At 47.3% G+C, this 18,465-nt stretch carries 12 protein-coding genes; 3 read left to right on the top strand and 9 right to left on the bottom strand.

Features of this window, described 5'->3' with window-relative positions:
• Window positions 1-8: 8 nt before the first annotated feature.
• The 3 genes from MSG36_RS02955 to MSG36_RS02945 all read right to left on the bottom strand — a co-directional run bounded on the left by MSG36_RS02955 (window position 9) and on the right by MSG36_RS02945 (window position 4,655).
• Window positions 9-1,298: a carbohydrate porin gene (locus tag MSG36_RS02955; protein ID WP_248366153.1), complete on the bottom strand. Its 1,290-nt coding sequence runs from the start codon at window positions 1,296-1,298 to the stop codon at window positions 9-11.
• A gap of 373 nt (window positions 1,299-1,671) precedes the next feature.
• Window positions 1,672-3,726, bottom strand: coding sequence for a prolyl oligopeptidase family serine peptidase (locus MSG36_RS02950; protein WP_248366152.1), 2,055 nt, complete (start codon window positions 3,724-3,726; stop codon window positions 1,672-1,674).
• Between the two features lie 11 nt (window positions 3,727-3,737).
• Window positions 3,738-4,655, bottom strand: a complete 918-nt coding sequence (locus tag MSG36_RS02945; RefSeq protein ID WP_048611944.1) for a LysR family transcriptional regulator — start codon at window positions 4,653-4,655, stop codon at window positions 3,738-3,740.
• A gap of 234 nt (window positions 4,656-4,889) precedes the next feature.
• On the opposite strand from MSG36_RS02945, the gene MSG36_RS02940 reads away from it, so the two are divergent.
• The 3 genes from MSG36_RS02940 (at window position 4,890) to MSG36_RS02930 (ending at window position 11,309) form a co-directional block, all read left to right on the top strand.
• Complete coding sequence (locus tag MSG36_RS02940) at window positions 4,890-6,584, top strand: L-lactate permease (protein WP_050620157.1); 1,695 nt, start codon at window positions 4,890-4,892, stop codon at window positions 6,582-6,584.
• A 287-nt stretch (window positions 6,585-6,871) separates the two neighbouring features.
• Window positions 6,872-8,011 (top strand): FMN-dependent L-lactate dehydrogenase LldD, encoded by a 1,140-nt coding sequence (lldD, locus tag MSG36_RS02935; RefSeq protein ID WP_248366149.1) that lies wholly within the window; start codon window positions 6,872-6,874, stop codon window positions 8,009-8,011.
• Window positions 8,012-8,453: 442 nt separating this feature from the next.
• Window positions 8,454-11,309, top strand: a complete 2,856-nt coding sequence (locus tag MSG36_RS02930; protein WP_248366147.1) for an FAD-binding and (Fe-S)-binding domain-containing protein — start codon at window positions 8,454-8,456, stop codon at window positions 11,307-11,309.
• A gap of 121 nt (window positions 11,310-11,430) precedes the next feature.
• On the opposite strand, the gene MSG36_RS02925 is transcribed toward MSG36_RS02930, so the two are convergent.
• The 6 genes from MSG36_RS02925 to MSG36_RS02900 all read right to left on the bottom strand — a co-directional run bounded on the left by MSG36_RS02925 (window position 11,431) and on the right by MSG36_RS02900 (window position 18,322).
• Complete coding sequence (locus tag MSG36_RS02925) at window positions 11,431-11,673, bottom strand: hypothetical protein (protein WP_248366145.1); 243 nt, start codon at window positions 11,671-11,673, stop codon at window positions 11,431-11,433.
• 151 nt (window positions 11,674-11,824) lie between these two features.
• The gene (locus MSG36_RS02920; protein ID WP_248366142.1) at window positions 11,825-13,561 is read right to left on the bottom strand and encodes an ABC transporter permease subunit; all 1,737 of its coding nucleotides are present in this window, start codon (window positions 13,559-13,561) and stop codon (window positions 11,825-11,827) included.
• A 4-nt stretch (window positions 13,562-13,565) separates the two neighbouring features.
• Window positions 13,566-15,095, bottom strand: coding sequence for an ABC transporter substrate-binding protein (locus MSG36_RS02915; protein WP_248366139.1), 1,530 nt, complete (start codon window positions 15,093-15,095; stop codon window positions 13,566-13,568).
• A 48-nt stretch (window positions 15,096-15,143) separates the two neighbouring features.
• The gene (locus tag MSG36_RS02910; protein ID WP_248366136.1) at window positions 15,144-15,995 is read right to left on the bottom strand and encodes an ATP-binding cassette domain-containing protein; all 852 of its coding nucleotides are present in this window, start codon (window positions 15,993-15,995) and stop codon (window positions 15,144-15,146) included.
• Window positions 15,992-16,750 carry an ATP-binding cassette domain-containing protein gene (locus MSG36_RS02905; RefSeq protein ID WP_248366134.1) on the bottom strand — a complete coding sequence of 253 codons (759 nt, stop codon included), beginning with the start codon at window positions 16,748-16,750 and terminating at the stop codon, window positions 15,992-15,994. Before MSG36_RS02905 ends, MSG36_RS02910 begins: the two co-directional genes overlap by 4 nt.
• A 234-nt stretch (window positions 16,751-16,984) precedes the next feature.
• Window positions 16,985-18,322, bottom strand: a complete 1,338-nt coding sequence (locus tag MSG36_RS02900) for an MATE family efflux transporter (protein WP_248366132.1) — start codon at window positions 18,320-18,322, stop codon at window positions 16,985-16,987.
• Window positions 18,323-18,465 lie beyond the last annotated feature (143 nt).

Raw genomic sequence — 18,465 nt, 5'->3', positions numbered from 1 at the left:
GCTTATGATTACCACCAAGCTTCAAACATTGCGCCGAACGACAATGTATCAACATTGGTTGTCTTCACTGTGTTGCCTTTCGTTTCTACATCACCCACAGTTGTGTAGAAGCGAAGCATTGGGCGACTCCAAGGTAAGCCACCTAGAGAAACGTTTTGAGACAGCGTTACTTTCCACGCGTTCTCTTCACCGTCATCATCGTAATCAACCATGCCGTAGCCAGCTTCTAACCATGTAGAGTGAACATCATCCCATTGGTATTGGGGACGAACGATACCTGCGTATTCCGTGTTCTCGCGATCTAAGTCTGAGCCGGAGTTGTCTTTGTACGACACTAAGTAATCGATGATGAAGTTGTCTGATGCTGCGTAGCTACCTTCCACACTTGCGTACAAAGTTTGGTAGTCACCTTTTAGGTCGAATACTGATGAATCTGCACCGTCACCGTACTTAACAACTAACTTGTTAGACTCACCCAAGCCTAATGTTGCACCTACTAGGTATGCCGTTTCATCACTGACTTTTGGATCACCCGCTACGTCTGAGTCTGCTTCATCTGAAGCAAAACCATAGTTCGCATATAGGTCTAGTTGACCGATACCCGCGTTAATTGAGTGAAGTTTAGAAGTGATTGCGTATCGACCGTTGTCGTTAACGAGGCCGCCTTTCACTTGGCCAACAAAGCCCATGTCTAGCTTGGCACCACCGAAATCTAGGTTGTTAAAACCAGCGCCTTGGCCATCGTGAGACATCCAGAAGTAATCGTTCAAACCTTGTTGCGGACGTTGATGGAAGTCGCGACCAGCCCACATATAAAGCTCAGGTTGGCTTTCAAATACATTGGTTACACCAGCGTACATTTTTTTCATGCTCAAGCCGCCGTCGTCAGCCCAAGCGTCTGCCTCCCAGTGGTCAGCCATGAATACGACGTCCCAAATCGCGCCGTTGTCAGCTTGGAAAAGCTTAGCTAACTGAACCTCACCACCATTGGCTTCGTTACCCAAACGACCGACAGAACGACCTGTTGTACCGATGTCTACGTAACGCTCATCACCGCTCTTGTAGTGAGCGCCGTAACGAGCATAACCAGAGAAGACGATGCCTTCTGGCACCTTAGTTTCTGCAGTTAGGACAGCGGGCTGTTGATCGTTAACATAATCAATATCCACAACCTTAGATTCTAACTCTTGAATTCGTTTTTCTAATGCTTCTATATCAGTATCATCAGCAAAAGAAGAGAGTGAAGCAAGCGACGCCGCCACTGCGACTGTTATTGGCAAAAGCTTAAATTTTTGCATTGTAATTCCCTATTATTTTTTTGAGTTTTCATCGAACAGGGAAATATTAAGCAATGAAAGCGTTGAAAAGTTGGTCGCTGTTCACACTGATAAATCAGCTTAAATGTCATGAAACCTTTAGAAAATTCACGGAGAAAACTACTGCATTTAGATCAATAAGTTATGAACAAACATCCGTGAAATGTCAGCTTGAAATCGCTTTCATTTCATCAGTAATGGTGGCGGCTATCACGGAAAACAGTGTGTGAAAGTGAGGGGAATATGGTGCAGCTTTGATTGGTTTTCATATATATGAAAAGCCTCAAAATCTAAGGCAGATTTTGAGGCTTTTTGGTCTGAGTAAAATACCCCGTTATCTAGAATCAAGCATTCGCTAAAGTGAATCTAGAGACTCAATCCCCATATTGAACAGAGTAAATGCATAGATATCGGCGGTGAGATCGATCGCTTTACTCAGCGGCATTCCAGCGCCATGGCCCGCATTAACATCAATACGAATCATCACGGGCGCGCCACCTTCATGCTTATCTTGCAGCTCTGAAATGAACTTATAAGAGTGAGCAGGCACCACGCGGTCATCATGGTCAGCCGTCGTAACAAGAGTCGCCGGATAATCAACGCCACGTACCACATTGTGAACGGGAGAATAGCCAAGTAAGTATTCAAACATCTCTTTGTTTTGTGCTGATGTGCCGTAGTCGTACGCCCAGCCCTCACCAGACGTGAAGGTGTGGTAACGCAACATGTCCAACACCCCAACGGCAGGCAGAGCCACTTGGAACAGCTCAGGCCTTTGTGTCATGCAAGCGCCTACTAGCAAACCTCCGTTAGAACCGCCGCGGATCGCTAACGTATCACTGCTGGTGTAGTTTTCTTCGATTAAAAATTCCGCTGCGGCAATGAAGTCGTCAAACACATTCTGCTTTTGTTGTTGCGTACCCGCTTTGTGCCATGCCTTACCGTATTCACCACCACCACGCAGGTTCGGCACGGCATACACACCACCCAGTTCTAACCAACTGCCAACCGTACCCGAGAAAGAAGGGGTTAGGCTCACGTTAAAGCCGCCATAAGCGTACAAAATGGTTGGGTTACTACCGTCTAATTTTAATCCCTTCTTATAAGAGATAAGCATCGGAATCTGTGTACCATCTTTTGAGGTATAGAAGACCTGTTTAGACTCAAATTTATCCGATTCAAACGGTGACTCAGATCGCTGATAGATTTCAGAACTGCCAGTTTCGACATCGAATGAGAAAATCGTTGGCGGCGTGACATAATTGGTAAAGGTGTAATAAAGCTGGGTTTGCTCTTTTTTACCACCTAAGCCACTGGCCGTTCCCATCCCAGGCATGTGAAGTTCTCGAACTAAGTTACCTTGGTAATCAAGCTGATCGATTTTAGACACCACATCGACCATGTAATGAGCAAACAAGTAACCACCACCAGTGCTGATGTCCAATGGCTGTGGCTTCTCAGGGATGATATCAAGCCACTGTCCATCGCGAGTATCAAAGCTCACCACCGTGCCGTTTGGCGCATCTAAGTTGGTGTATAAGATGAAGACTTGGTCTTGGTTATCGATGAGGTAAGTGTCGCTATCCACATGATCAATCAGCGTATTCAGCGATTGCGACTCTGAACCTAAATCGATATAGAACAGTCTGTTACCTGATGTCGACTCTTTCCCAAGAATAATTAAGTAACGATCGTCTTCCGTGGTGTAGCCCGACACATAACGGTGTTGTTCAGCGTCGCTCTCACCAAAAATTACCTTGTCGCTAGCTTGCTCTGTTCCCAACTCATGGAAGTAAAGCTTGTGTTGCTCGGTACGTGCCGAAAGCTGGCTGCCGTCTGGCTTGTCATAGCTAGAGTAATAAAAGCCGCGATTACCCAACCAAGAAATACCAGTAAATTTAGCGTCAGTGATTTCGGCTTCAAGCTGCTGTTTAGTCTCGGTATCAATAACGAAGATCTTGCGCCAGTCGCTACCACCTTCAGAAATGCTGTACGCCACTAAGCTGTAGTCTTTAGAAAACGACACCGAGCCTAGAGATGTGGTGCCGTCTTCCGAGAAGGTATTCGGGTCTAAGAAGACTTCAACCTGCTGCCCCTCTTTCTGACGATAGAGAATACTGTGATTCTGCAGGCCATCGTTCTTATAGAAATAGGTGTAATCACCTCGCACAAACGGCTGCGAGCTCTTTTTGTAGTCTTGCGCTTTCGCCAATCGCTCTCGCAGTTCAGCGCGATACGGAATTTGAGCAAGGTAATCAAACGTGACCTCATTTTGACTCGCTACCCACTGCGCGGTCTCGTCACTTCTATCATCTTCTAACCAACGATACGGGTCTTCGATTATCTGGCCAAAATAGTCATCGCTGACGATCTGTTTGTTGGTGACTGGATACTCTTTTAGATAGCTCATCGTGATCCTTATTAAAAATAATGTGAAATCGTCAGGTAACGGGTTCTGATGTGTTCAATCAATAACTTAATCTTGTTCGGTGGCTGGCGCGTAAAGGGGTACACCGCATAAATACCCAGCTTTTTACCGACTAAATCAGGGAAGATGTCCACCAGCTGGCCGTTGCGAATATCGTGATACACCAGACAACGTGGCACGTACGCCACACCATGGCCGCCCAACGCAGCTTTACGAAGTGCCGTGGCGTTATCGGTAGAAAATGAACCCGAGACACGCACTATGTATTTGTCGTTGTCAGTACATCCGTCTTTACTATGCAGGAACTGCCATTCACTGGCACCCGTTGTTTGATACGCGTATTGCAGACAGTTATGTTGCACTAAGTCTTTAGGTAGCATCGGCTTACCGTTCTTAGCGATATAAGACGGCGAAGCGCACACCACCCATTGTGAATCCAATATATGACGAGCAATGAGGCTTGAATCTTCCAAGTAGCCGGTTCGAATCACCAAGTCGAGACCATCCTCAACCAAGTCGACAAAGCGATTGTTCAGAGACATATCGACCGTTAAACCTGGGTGCATATTACAAAACTCAGCCACCGCGTCTGCGAGAATCAAATCTCCGGAGATAGTAGGCACTGACATTTTGATATGACCACTGACATTTTCACCAAAGCCTGAAACTGCGTCCATAGCCTCTTGAGCTGCCTGCTTCACATTTTTGGCCCCGTGTAACATTGCCTTACCCGCCTCAGTCAGGGTCAATTTACGCGTGGTTCGATATAATAATTGCACGCCGATCTCTTCCTCTAAACGCGCAATTCTTTTACTAACTACCGAATTTGTAAGGTTATTTTGCTCTGCCACTTTACTGAAACTGCCCAGTTCTACCACCTGTGAAAACAGGATCAAATCGTCTGCTCGCATCTGATTATGCCAATTTTGGAATTAATTATTTTCATTATTTCCCTATATCAATAAAAAATAAAGGGGTAAATTCACGCCAAATTAACAAAACAATTACAAAAACAGTCATTCCAATTACAAGAGTCGCCCAAAGAAGGTTCCCGTTTAGAGGCCAAAGCGATTCAAATAATGACAAACCATAACGTGATCTTTACTTCAAACATGAACGTTTGAAAACAGTACGAGGAAGTACCCATGAGTGAAACTCTACTAGCCCTATTGGCATTTTCACCAATAGTTGTTGCAGCGATTCTGCTGGTTGGTCTTAACTGGCCAGCAAAAAAAGCGATGCCTGTGGCATTTGCCTTAACCGTTGCTATCGCCCTACTTGCTTGGGACATGTCTGGCACTCGCGTGCTGGCTTCTGTATTCCAAGGCTTCGGCATTACCGTGTCGGTTCTCTGGATTGTGTTCGGCGCCATCTTCTTATTAAACACTTTGAAACACACCGGAGCCATCACCACTATCCGTAATGGATTCACTGATATATCCGCTGACCGTCGTGTTCAGGCAATCATCATTGCTTGGTGTTTCGGTTCATTCATTGAGGGCGCATCTGGCTTCGGCACACCTGCTGCCATCGCTGCACCACTGCTGGTTGCTATCGGCTTCCCTGCGCTTGCTGCGGTACTGATGGGCATGATGATCCAATCTACGCCAGTATCATTCGGCGCGGTTGGTACACCTATCATCGTTGGTGTGAACAAAGGTTTGGACACGCACAACATCGGTGAAAGCCTGATTGCTCATGGCTCAACATGGGATGCTTACCTACAACAAATCACGTCAAGCGTTGCGCTGATTCACGCTTCTGTTGGTGTAATGATGCCTGTATTGATGGCGATGATGCTGACTCGCTTCTTCGGTAAAAACAAAAGCTGGACTGAAGGTCTAGATATCCTGCCATTCGCACTTTTCGCAGGTGCTGCTTTCACTATTCCTTACGCACTAACAGGTGTTTTCCTAGGCGCTGAATTCCCATCACTGATTGGTGGTTTGGTTGGCCTAGCAATTGTGGTTACTGCAGCAAAACGTGGCTTCCTCGTACCAAAATCAAAATGGGATTTTGAAAGCGAAGACAAGTGGCCAGCAGAATGGCTAGGTTCTCTGAAAATCGACCTTGATGACAACAATCAAAACCATAAGAAAATGAGCATGGCGATGGCATGGGCACCTTACGTGCTGCTTGCTGTCACTCTAGTTGCTAGCCGTGTAAGCCCTGAGTTCAAAGGCCTGCTTAAGAGCGTGAGCCTTTCGTTCAGCAACATCCTAGGCGAGACAGGCGTAAGCACAGCGATTCAACCTCTATATCTACCGGGCGGCATCTTAGTCTTCGTCGCGCTGGTTGCGGTTCTAATGCAATCTCGCAGCGCAGCTCCACTGGCTAAAGCCTTTGGTGAATCAAGTAAAACACTGATTGGCGCAGGCTTTGTGTTGGTGTTCACCATCCCGATGGTACGTATCTTCATTAACTCTGGTGTGAACGGCGCTGATTTGGCAAGTATGCCGGTAACGACTGCGAACTTTGCAGCTGACCTAGTTGGCGGCGCATTCCCAGCACTGAGTGCAACGGTTGGCGCGTTAGGTGCCTTCATTGCAGGTTCGAACACAGTTTCAAACATGATGTTCAGCCAATTCCAGTTTGAAGTGGCACAAACTCTGACTATCTCTAGTGCGGTGGTTGTCGCTCTGCAAGCGGTTGGGGCAGCAGCAGGTAACATGATTGCGATTCACAACGTAGTAGCGGCATCAGCAACCGTTGGCTTACTAGGACGTGAAGGTGCAACGCTACGTAAAACAATCATCCCAACGTTCTACTACTTGGTGATGACAGGAATCATCGGCCTAGTGGTTATCTACGGCTTCAAAATGACAGACGCACTTATGTAAACCATAAGTCGTTACAAAAGCACTTGGCGTTAATACTCAATTCCCCGACTGCAACACCGTCTAATAAGACAGTTGATGAGTTTCGGAATGGATACTGAAACACATCAACACCCTCGGGTATTAACGCCATTTTCCCGTTTTATCGTTTTATCGTTTTATCGTTTTATCGTTTTATCGTTTACAGCTTCAAATATTAAGCAAGATCGAACACTGACTTTCAAGAATTAAAGCAGCCCAAACCAAGCTCTCATAGAAGGGCAACATCCCAAGAATTTAGGACTGAAATTATGATCATATCCGCATCGACTGATTACCGCGCCGCAGCAAAATCGAAATTGCCACCGTTTCTTTTCCACTACATTGACGGCGGTTCTTACGGAGAACATACCCTACGCCGCAACACGGCCGATCTGGCAGAGATCGCGCTCAAGCAGCGTGTGCTTAATGACATGTCGGACCTAAATTTGGAAACCGAGTTGTTTGGCGAAAAGCTAGCAATGCCAATCGCACTGGCTCCTGTTGGTTTAACAGGTATGTACGCACGACGTGGTGAAGTACAAGCAGCCAAAGCCGCCGACAACAAAGGCATCCCTTTTACCATGTCGACCGTGTCAGTGTGCCCAATTGAAGAAGTGGCACCTAAGATTGAACGCCCAATGTGGTTTCAGCTTTACGTATTAAAAGATCGCGGCTTCATGAAGAACGTTCTTGAACGCGCAAAAGCCTCTGGCGTTACAACACTAGTCTTCACCGTGGATATGCCAGTACCCGGCGCTCGCTACCGTGACATGCACTCAGGAATGAGTGGCCCGAATGCAGCAATGCGTCGTGTATTTCAATCAATGCGTCATCCTAGCTGGGCAGTTGATGTTGGCCTACTCGGTAAGCCTCACGATCTTGGCAACATCTCTACTTACCGCGGCTCTCCAACCAAACTGGAAGACTACATCGGTTGGTTGGGCGACAACTTTGACCCATCAATTTCATGGAAAGATCTAGAGTGGATCCGTGATTTCTGGGACGGCCCTATGGTCATCAAAGGCATTCTTGATGAAGAAGATGCAAAAGACGCCGTGAGATTTGGTGCAGACGGTATCGTAGTTTCAAACCACGGCGGTCGTCAGCTTGATGGTGTTCTATCAAGTGCCAAAGCACTGCCTGCAATTGCAGACGCAGTAAAAGGCGACACCAAGATTCTGGTCGACTCTGGTATTCGTACTGGCTTAGATGTAGTGCGCATGATGGCGATGGGCGCAGATTGCACCTTACTTGGCCGCTCATTCGTATACGCATTAGCGGCACAAGGACAAGCAGGTGTTGAAAACCTACTCGACCTTTACGACAAAGAGATGCGCGTTGCGATGACATTGACAGGCGCCAAGACAATCAAAGACTTAACTCGTGAATCTTTGGTGGGATTAGATTAAGTCCGTTGATTCACTGTAATGCTTTGGTCTACTTAGACTGAAGTTCAATCGGTGTCACAGCAATTCCACTGCCGTTGTGACACCGTTTAAGCACTGGAAAATAATATAAAAAACGAGGGCGTGTTGATCTTTCGAGCTGATTTTTGCAGCGAGTTGCTGGGTATTTATACAAGGCAGAGGCGTCGATGTGTAGCTAGCCTACATGAGAAGCCGATAACGTAGTAGAAATGGCCAGCAAACGCTGCCCGAAGGGTTCGAGCTGGGCGCCCCCGCAAAAAGCGTTTTACTCTTTGTTGAGGGGGATTTGCTTAGAGTGACTAGGCTACTTCCCCCTCGCCGCGATTAAAACGCTTTTGACTAGGCGGCCCCATGCGAACAAAATTTAACCACGAAAGGTCAACACGCCCTGATCAGTGCCAAATAGAAGCACAAGGAAGCAAAGATGGAGACAAACACATCCTATGAGCGAGTAGTAGACGTACAAGCTTATCTGCAGCTTGAATCGATACTGGCTCAAAAAATAGAAACAGAACGCATTGTCACGCAAGAGGCAAAGCGCTTGGCTTACGGCACCGATGCGAGTTTCTATCGCTTGGTGCCGAAAATGGTTCTAAGGCTGAAAAACTTAGACGAAGTGATATTCACCATTCAAAGCTGTCGCGAACTGGGTATTCATTTTACCTTTCGTGCCGCTGGCACAAGCCTTTCAGGACAAGCCGTTTCAGACTCGGTACTCATCACTCTAACCGACGACTGGCGCGGCCATGAAATCGTCGATAACGGTAATCAGATCATCCTGCAACCCGGTGTGATTGGTGCCGATGCTAATAAATACCTCGCCCCTTTCCAACGTAAAATCGGCCCAGACCCAGCGTCTATCAACACCTGTAAAATTGGCGGTATTGCCGCGAACAACGCCAGCGGTATGTGTTGTGGTACTGCGCAAAACTCCTATCGCACCGTCGAGAGCATGAAAATCGTATTGAGTGATGGTTCCCTGCTTGATACAGCAGATAACGCCAGCGTTGAGGCTTTCAAGCAATCACACAAAGCCCTGTTTGAGGGCATTATTGATTTACACCGCCAGACTAGTTCAAATCAAGAACTCGCAGACAGAATCCGCCACAAGTACCGCCTTAAAAACACCACAGGCTACGCGCTCAATGCTCTAGTTGATTACCACGACCCAATTGAGATCATCAAACACCTGATGATTGGATCTGAAGGCACGCTAGGCTTCATCGCAGAGATCACCTACAACACGGTTATCGAACATCCGAACAAGGCTTCGGCTCTGCTGGTGTTTGCCGACATCGAACAAGCCAGTAAAGCCGTGACTACGCTATCCAAAACACCGGTTGCTGCTGTTGAGTTGATGGATGGTAGAGCACTTCGTTCAGTGGCTGATAAACCGGGTATGCCAGCATTTATGCCAAGCTTGGACTTGGAAGCCGCTGCTATTTTGGTTGAATCACACGCCAGCTCCCAGCAGGACTTAGATTTACAATGTAAATCAATTTTGGATGCATTGGCTGATTACACGATTGTTGAATCAGTCCCTTTCACGTCCGATCCGAAGACAGTCGCGACTCTGTGGGGCATCCGAAAAGGCATGTTCCCAGCAGTTGGCGCAGTGCGTGAAGTCGGCACTACAGTCATCATTGAAGACGTTGCTTTCCCTGTTGAAAACCTCGCTAACGGCATTCGAGAGCTGCAAGAGCTGTTCGATAAATACGACTACAGCGAGGCGATCATTTTCGGCCATGCACTCGAAGGCAACCTGCACTTTGTGTTTACCCAAGGCTTCGATAGCCAAGAAGAGATCGACCGTTACGGCGGTTTCATGGACGACGTTGCCGAGCTAGTCGCGGTGAAATACCAAGGCTCTTTGAAAGCGGAACACGGCACGGGCCGAAACATGGCACCTTATGTTGAATTAGAATGGGGCAAAGATGGCTACGCCTTAATGCAACAGATCAAAGCACTGTTCGACCCAGAAAGGCTGCTTAACCCCGGCGTTATCATCAACGACAATCCAAACTCCCACATCACAAACCTGAAGCCGATGCCTGCTGCCGATGATCTAGTCGACCGCTGTATTGAGTGTGGCTTCTGTGAACCTGTTTGCCCTTCTCGCACGCTGACTTTATCACCTCGCCAACGTATTGTTTTATATCGCGAGCTACAACGCCGCCGTGCGGCAGGAGAAGAGATAGAAGCAAGCGAGCTAGAGAAGACGTTTGAATACCAAGGCATTGATACCTGCGCTGCAACAGGCCTATGTGCGGAGCGTTGCCCAGTGGGCATCAACACTGGCGATTTAGTGAAGAAGCTTCGTATCGCCAAATATGAGAAGTTCACACCAATTGCTAAGTGGACAGCGGAGCACTTCTCGACCACCACCAAGCTGACTAAGGCTGGCCTCAAAACTAATCAAGTAGCGAGTAAGGTTCTAGGTGCGAATACAGTCGGCAAGCTAACCAATGGCTTGCGCTCAATGACTAAAGGCGCGACACCGGTTTGGATGCCTGAGATGCCGCAATCCAATAGTCACTCGCCAACCTCATCACCCGTGACGGCAGAATCTTCAAGCAATCATAAGAAGGTGGTTTACCTCCCTTCCTGTGCCAGTCGAACCATGGGGCAACAAAGCGATGCGGGCGACCAACGTCCTCTAACTGAAGTGACCATGTCTCTGCTTAAAAAAGCAGGATTCGAGGTGATTCTACCGAAGAAGCTAGATGACCAATGTTGCGGGATGCCTTACGACAGCAAAGGTATGACCGACTTAGCCCAATCGAAAGCGCAACAACTCGAAGAAGTGTTGTGGCAAGCCAGTCGTCAGGGTGAATACCCAGTATTGATGGACACCAGCCCATGTGCCAAACGCAGTATTGAACAGTTCACCAAGCCATTAGAAGTGCTAGAGCCGACAGGGTTTGTGAACCAATACTTGCTTGAGCACCTGACACTTGAGCCGCTGCAAGAAACCGTAATGCTGCATGTCACCTGTAGCTCTCGTCGTATGGGCTTAGAAGGTGCGATGTTAAACCTTGCTAAAGCCTGTACCGAAGAGGTCATCGTTCCTGAGCATATCCAATGTTGTGGTTGGGCGGGTGACAAAGGCTTTACTACGCCAGAGTTGAATGAGGCAGCTGTGCATCCACTCAAGGAACAAGTTCCGAGCAACTGTACTCGTGGCTTCAGTAACAGCCGAACCTGTGAGATCGGTTTATCGCACCACAGTGGCATTCCGTATCAATCAATCTTGTACTTGGTGGACGAAGTCGCGCAGTAGCTCCACTCATACTGCGAGCAACGTGCTCTAGCTTAAAACGAAAAATGGCAGCCCAATCCGGCTGCCATTTGTTTATTCGATTTAAACCGTATTACCGAGCTAGATATTACTGAACTAACGGCTACTGAGCTAGGCACACCAACTCTTCTGGCGAGTAGTGTTCTGCTTCTGCACCTTTGGCGATTAAGTCGATCACTTGGAACTCGCTCATGTCACCAAACTCTTTGGTTAAGTAATCACGGAACGCTTTCTCGTTCGGCCATTTACCTCGCACGATATAGCCATCTTCTTTATCGAAATCTTCCGTTTCAAAGAAGGAAAAGTCGGTCATACCAATATTGTGGCAATACAAAACGAGATACATGTTGAATCCTTAACACTTAACTAGGGTCTGTGTAACTTTTGAGCCGATCAAAAAGCGTCTCTAAAAGCAGGGCTAAGGTTACATCATAAATACTAAATCGAATACCCAATCGAATCGTCAATTTAGAAACCTCAGCGACCGGCTCTTTTCGTTAGTCATCAAACATCATGTTAATGGCTGCACCCAACAAGATCAGCCCAACAATTGGCCCCATGACTGCTAATGGCGCGCGCTCAATGTATGGAAGGTTCTCTGCGATCATCAAACCCCATTCAGGTGTCGGTGGCTTAGCCCCCAATCCGATGAAGCTTAGCGAGGTCAGACTTAGAGTGATAACCGGTAGCCTCAACATCGCGTGTCTTAACAACGGTGGCAACACATACGGAAGCAAGTAGAAACGGAAGATTCTAAGCTTACTGGTGCCCCATAGTGGCGCGAGGTGCGTATAAGGTTGCGCCTTAGCTTCTACGATCAAGCTTGAGCAGTGTGCAGCTAGCGGCGCCCACGACACCAATACAATCGCGATTAAGGCGCTGTTCGGATTCATCCCCGTTAAACCTGCAACAAGCAAGCCTGCAATGATGTATGGGATACCCTTAGTGATCTCGATAAGGCCTTGGCTAAAGCGGGTGTTGAAACCCATGATGATGCCCGTCACCAAGCTCAAGAACGTTGCCAATATACCGGCTTGGAAGGTTGCAACCATACCAGAACCGATTCTCGCCAGTAGATCTCGGCCAATGCCATCCGCTCCCAAAGGTGCTTGCCAGCTCGGCGATGCTAAGCGTGCAAACTGGCTAGTGTATGGGTCACGAAATGCTGCCCAAACTACGATAGCAATTAGGAAAGAGAAGATCGCAAAAGCAGTGACACGTTTAGCGCGGTTCTGGGTAAAACGAAACGAAGAGTGGCTACTGATGAGTTTGCCGCTTTTCAGGCTGTGGCCAAGAATCAATTGCTGAACAAACAAACTCATGCTGCTCACGGCAATTGAAAATAGCAGCAACACCAATAAGCCGCCTTGCAGCGTTGGTAAGTCTTGCGCCTTGGCTGCACCAAGAATCATGCGCCCGATGCCAGGGATCGAAAAGATAAGCTCAACCGCGACTGCGCCACCAGTTAAGCCAATCACGATCATCGCGATTTGCGGGATCAGACTGCTCAGCGCTCTTTTCAGCGCAAAGCGAATAATTTGATTGGAATGAACGTTGGCACTGAGCCAAGTGATCACCCAAGGTTCATTGAGAACGCGTTGTAAACTGTCTCTGAGTAGGCGACTAAACAAGCCACTTGCGGGCAGTGCGAGCGCTAAACTCGGTAGCCATATGTCTTGCCAACCTTGCCAACCATACGGTGGTAGCCAACCTAACCAGATAGAGAACACCAATATTAATACCGAGGCCACCACATACTCTGGCAACGATATTAATACGGTGCTTAAACTGCTGTAACTCTGCCCCAGTTTGCCCTTCTTCCAACTGCGTAAGGTAGCCAGTAAGCCTGCACCACACAGTACGAAAGTCATCACAAGTGCGCTAGACATCAAAAACAGAGACGTAGATGCTGTTTTTTGAATGCTTAATGCAACCGAGGAACCATCAATCCATGATTTACCTAGATCACCTGAAAAAGCACTTCCTACCCAGTCGATCAGGCGCTCAATGGCTGAACGATCCAGCTGAAGATCAGCACGTACCGCCGCTAAAGCTTCAGGCGTAAGCAGGTGTTGTTGCCCCGCCCTAGCCCGCAGAATAGATTGGCTTGGATCGATGCCTGCAATGTCAGGCATCAAACCAACAAGAATCACCACCACAATCAGTGAGGCGATTCTTGATAGCCAAGGCGTCAAGATAAATAGAGTTCGACGCAGAGTCTCAGCAGATAACATTTATTTAGTTAGCCTGTGTTGCCGGGTTAACTTGTGTCGCTTTTTTGACCTGTGTAGTTTGATCAACCAAGCGACGTTCACTTGGGTCACGAACGACATTGCTTACACGCTCACTTTCACCTTGAATCACACGTTCGTGAAGCAGCGGGATAGCCGCGAAATCGTTAAGGATTTTTTGTTCCGCTTCGATGATCGCTTGGTGACGCAGCGCACCTAGCGGTTGTAGGTCAGCGTGATTCAGTGCTTTATCTACCTCTTGAGAACAGAACTGGCCAAGGTTGAATGAACCCTTACAACCAAAGTCGCTCATCATGTAAGCCACTGGGTCACCCGAATCTAGAACCGTTGCACGAGAAAGGATAAACGCGTCGAACTTACCAGATAGCGCATCGTTCTCGATCTGAGCGTATTCACGAATATCCAGCTCAACCTTGAAACCAGCCGCTTCAAGTTGTTGCTTCAGTAGCGCTGCCACTTCTGGAAGCTCTGCACGGTCGGTAAAGGTACCGATAACAATGCTTTCACCGTTTGCTTTTAGCGTTTTGTCTACAGTCTGACCTTCAGGTCGAATCGGCTCAGCCCAAGCAAGTGCAGGACCTAATAGGCCTTGCGCGATATCCGCGTGGTTTTCATAAACAGTATTCACGATCTGCTCACGGTCTACTGCAGCTGCCGCTACCTTACGCAGTTCAATATCGCTAAATACGCCTGACTTGTTGTTCAGGTAAAGCGTATTAGTACGAGGCATTGCCACTTCGTAAAGTAGGTTCGGATCAATAGTCGCGATTTGTGAAACGGGTACCGCTTCAACGACGTCAGCCGTGCCGGTTCTCAACGCTGCAGCGCGAGCAAAACCATTAGGAACGTATTCTGCAATTACAGATTCAACTTGCGCTTTTTCGCCCCAGTAGCCATCAAAACGTTTCAGTTTCGCGCTGGTTGTGCCGTTTATTTCAGTCAACTCAAACGGGCCAGTACCTGCGCCAATTGGACTAACACGGCCATCTTCTTGATAAGCACTTGCTGCAAGAATCGCTAATTGAGGGCTTGATAAACGGCTTGGTAAAAGAGGGTCATCAAAGCTGGTTTTAATCTCTATACGGTAGTTGTCCATCGCTTTCACTTCTAGCTCTACGCCATCTAGGATGCGCGGCTTAGGTGCTGCTTCAAGCGCTTTTTGTAGAGAGTTCACTACAGAGTTTGCCGTTAATGTCGAACCATCATGGAATTTAACGCCTTGGCGAATCGTGAACTGCCAAGTCAGAGGATCAAGATGTTTCCAATCCGTTGCCAACATAGGTTGTGCTTCTGAGGTTGGGCTCAGGTTAACCAGAGTTTCTGCTGTGCTCCAACGAGATAACTTAAAAGCGTCATCAGAAAGTGGCGATAAACCCGTTCTTGGTGGTTGCATCATCGCAACTCGAATTTCAGATTTTACTGCGGCATCGCTAGACCCTGGTTGAGAGTCAAAACAGCCCGTCAAAGGCAGAGCCAACGCAAGCGCGCAAGCCAGTTTGATTGAATTAAAACGCATAATTATTTTTTCTCTGTAGCTGTATTTTTTTAATAAATAAGGTTGTGTTTAACAAGTAGATTTCGAAAGAGGCTGAGACTCGATCAGCATCTGAGTCGCAGGATGAGCAGGTTTACTCATCACTTGATCGGTCGGTCCGTGCTCGACCATTTCACCATGGTCGAGTACCAGTATTTCTTCACAAAGGGCTTTTGCCGCACCGAGATCATGCGTAACCAAAATAAGGCGCATATCACGCTTCTTTTTCAATGAATTAATCAAGTCCAACAACCTTTGGCGATTCACCGGGTCAAGGCTGGCAGTAGGCTCATCGGCCACCAGCACTGCGGGTCTAACGACAAGAGCCCGAGCAATAGCCACACGTTGAGCTTGACCTGTAGAAAGCTGATTAGGTTTCAGTAAGAGCAGACTGGCAGGCAATCCAACGTCTGAAAGCGCTTCTTCAATGATGGCTTCATGATTACCCGAAACATCTAAGTTGCTTAGCGGTTCGGCTAAAATCTGTCGAACGGTATAGTAAGGGTTGAGGCTAGTGTGGGGCTCTTGTGGCACCAATTGAATCAAACGGCACACCGTTGCTTGCGCTTTGCTATCGCGAATTGGGAGCGAATAACCGAACAAGTTTATTTGACCAACGGTTGGCGATTTAAGGCCAAATAGCAGTTCAATCAACGTTGATTTCCCCGCACCAGAACGCCCAACAATCGCTAAGCTTTTGTCTTCAACCTTAAGGTCAATGTTCTGTAGCGCTTTAAACGCCTTTCCACCCAACCAACTTGGTACGGAATAGTAGTGAACACTCACATTGTCGAACTTAATCTCTGTCGATGTTTGTGTTTCTGAATCAGTCACTGGCATTAATGGCGAGGCTTCTGAGTTTAGTGGTAAGGTAGAGCTCATTCGATTAAGTCTCTCAATGAACAACAAAACGCATGGGAACTCGACTCAAGCGCGTGCTTTGGTGCACCGTAAGCCACCACACCACCATCATCGATGACCAACAGCTTGTCACACGCCAACGCGCTATGCAGGTCATGGGTGATGAGTAAACCACCAATTTGACGCTGTTTAACATTGTGTCGAATCAGCTTAAGTATCTCTTGCTCTGTCACCGGATCTAACGCACTGGTTGGTTCATCGGCGATGATAATATCGGCGTTACTCAGCAAGCCAATCGCAATACACACACGTTGGCGTTGCCCGCCCGAAATTTGGCTCGGGTACAACCGCAAGATGGTTTCTGGATTAGGAAAACCAAGTTGAATCAGCAACTCGGTAATTTTGATTTTGTCTTTTGATTTAAGCTTGGTGCGAGTTCCCGTCAAGGCAAGGCTGAGTTGGCCTTCTATTGAAACTAGAGGATTTAACGCTTGAAGCGAATCTTGGAAGATAACTGCGGGGCGCTGTGCTGCAGTTCTTTGCAACATAGGTAAACCACACACCGCTTCACCAGATAGAGAAATATGACCTTCAACTTCAACCGTCTCTGGCAGAAACCCCGCAATAGCGCGAGAAAGCATCGACTTACCAATGCCTGAAGGACCCATGATCGCCAACAGCTCACCGCGATAAACATCGAAGTGGATATCTTGGAAAAGGGTTCTCGAAGAGGTTTTGATCGTTAGGTGGTCAACAGACAAAAGTGGGGCGTTCACGCAGATACTCATATATAAATGTTATAACATAACAACTCTATCATTTAGCCGACATGATGAAAAGAGAACATTGAACTGTATCGTATTTTATTTGCTGTTCGATTGACCAATTTTTATTAGGGCGTGTTGACCTTTCGAGGTGATTTTTACAGGTACAAAAAAGCGCTGTCTAAATTTATCGTGTAAAAATAGTAAAGCGCTTTCATAAAGTATTACAGGTGGTGATTAGGTTACTTAGTTAATGGCACCCTGAGCGGCATCTTCGACTGGGTAACACTTCTGCTTAACTTGTGCGATGAACGGATACAAGAAGGCAATACGTCCAAGATAAAACAAGGTAAACGCCAACCACAAACCATGATTGCCCCAAATATCGATGGTGAATGCCTGTACCGCTAAGAATACCAACAAAGTCGCGATGCTTGAGTCTCTAACCGGACGCGTGGTTCCCGTTCCGGTAAAGATGCCGTAAACCGTTAAGCCAAAGCCAGCCACTAGCGGGAACACAATTAACCACGGAGCCATCTCTTGATATAGAGCGACTAGCGCTGGAATATCGGTAAACAAGAAAACAATGCTGTCTTTAAATACCAAGGTCAACAGCGTCAGCGCAGCAATAAAACCGGCCGTCCATTGGAAGTTAAGTCTTAAAACACGATCCAACATTGAAGGGTTCTTCTGACCTACCGCCTTACCTGCAAACACACTCGATGCGTTGGCAATACCATCAAACATATAGCTGACTATGAAGGTCACCTGCATCAAGATCGCGTTAGCCGCTAGAACATCCGTACCCAGTTTAGAGCCAGTACGCGCCATCATGTTGAAGAACACCAAGATACAAATGGTACGAAGCAATAAATCAGTATTCGATGAGATGATTGTCGATAGGTCTTTCTTGGTCATCTTCGAGCCTTGCAAGAACTCAGAGATCGAAATATTGCTGGTCTTCATCACCAAGGTCACACCAATCGCAAAGGTGGTAACTTGTGCAATCAAACTTGCGTAAGCCACACCTGCTACACCCAGATCGAAATAGAGTACAAACACCGCATCTAAAACAATGTTCAACACGTTACCAAACACTTGTGTATAAAGAACTTCTTTGGCGTTCGCCTGCCCCATTAACCAACCAATAATGGTGTAGTTGAGCAACACAAAAGGCGCGCCATAAATCAAAATACTGAAGTAGATATGCGCGTGCTCGGCCACATTGGTTTTAGGCTCTATCACCCACATTGCACCTTGCCAGATGAGTGGCTGTATCAAGATAAAGATCAAACCCACCAAACCAGACAGCACAAACGGACGCATCAAACTACCCGCCAAATCAGAGCGATTTCCCTTGCCCAGTGCCATCGCACTTTGCCCCGTGGTACTAACACGGAAAAAGCCAAACAACCAATACATGGTGTTCATAATGATGGTGCCGATCGCCACGCCACCAATCAGTTCAGCAATACCAAGTTGGCCAATAACAGCGGTATCCACCGCACCTAGCAGAGGCTGTGTCACCGTTGAGATGATGAAAGGGAAGGCAATTTTCAGATAATCTTTGTGGGTAATGGTCATATATTCTAGCGGGTGATATTAAGAACTATTTGCAATTAGAGCGGGATGCTATCGTTTAATCCGTACGTTGTCATCATTTACTTAGAGTAGATTATCAACAAGCTTCTCTCCCATCGCACCATCAACATAAGACGCCTTTCTGT

Origin of the sequence: Vibrio sp. 1CM8B (genome assembly GCF_023161685.1) — a bacterium.
Lineage (GTDB): Bacteria > Pseudomonadota > Gammaproteobacteria > Enterobacterales > Vibrionaceae > Vibrio > Vibrio coralliirubri.
The sequence above is the reverse complement of the archived record's forward strand: the minus strand, read 5'-3'. Positions and strand labels throughout refer to the sequence as shown.

Coding starts and splice junctions, on each gene's coding strand:
- MSG36_RS02900 (WP_248366132.1), bottom strand. CDS start 18,322: ATGACCATTACCCACAAAGATTATCTGAAAATTGCCTTCCCTTTCATC.
- MSG36_RS02910 (WP_248366136.1), bottom strand. CDS start 15,995: ATGAGCTCTACCTTACCACTAAACTCAGAAGCCTCGCCATTAATGCCA.
- lldD (WP_248366149.1), top strand. CDS start 6,872: ATGATCATATCCGCATCGACTGATTACCGCGCCGCAGCAAAATCGAAA.
- MSG36_RS02920 (WP_248366142.1), bottom strand. CDS start 13,561: ATGTTATCTGCTGAGACTCTGCGTCGAACTCTATTTATCTTGACGCCT.
- MSG36_RS02925 (WP_248366145.1), bottom strand. CDS start 11,673: ATGTATCTCGTTTTGTATTGCCACAATATTGGTATGACCGACTTTTCC.
- MSG36_RS02950 (WP_248366152.1), bottom strand. CDS start 3,726: ATGAGCTATCTAAAAGAGTATCCAGTCACCAACAAACAGATCGTCAGC.
- MSG36_RS02940 (WP_050620157.1), top strand. CDS start 4,890: ATGAGTGAAACTCTACTAGCCCTATTGGCATTTTCACCAATAGTTGTT.
- MSG36_RS02955 (WP_248366153.1), bottom strand. CDS start 1,298: ATGCAAAAATTTAAGCTTTTGCCAATAACAGTCGCAGTGGCGGCGTCG.
- MSG36_RS02945 (WP_048611944.1), bottom strand. CDS start 4,655: ATGCGAGCAGACGATTTGATCCTGTTTTCACAGGTGGTAGAACTGGGC.
- MSG36_RS02930 (WP_248366147.1), top strand. CDS start 8,454: ATGGAGACAAACACATCCTATGAGCGAGTAGTAGACGTACAAGCTTAT.
- MSG36_RS02915 (WP_248366139.1), bottom strand. CDS start 15,095: ATGCGTTTTAATTCAATCAAACTGGCTTGCGCGCTTGCGTTGGCTCTG.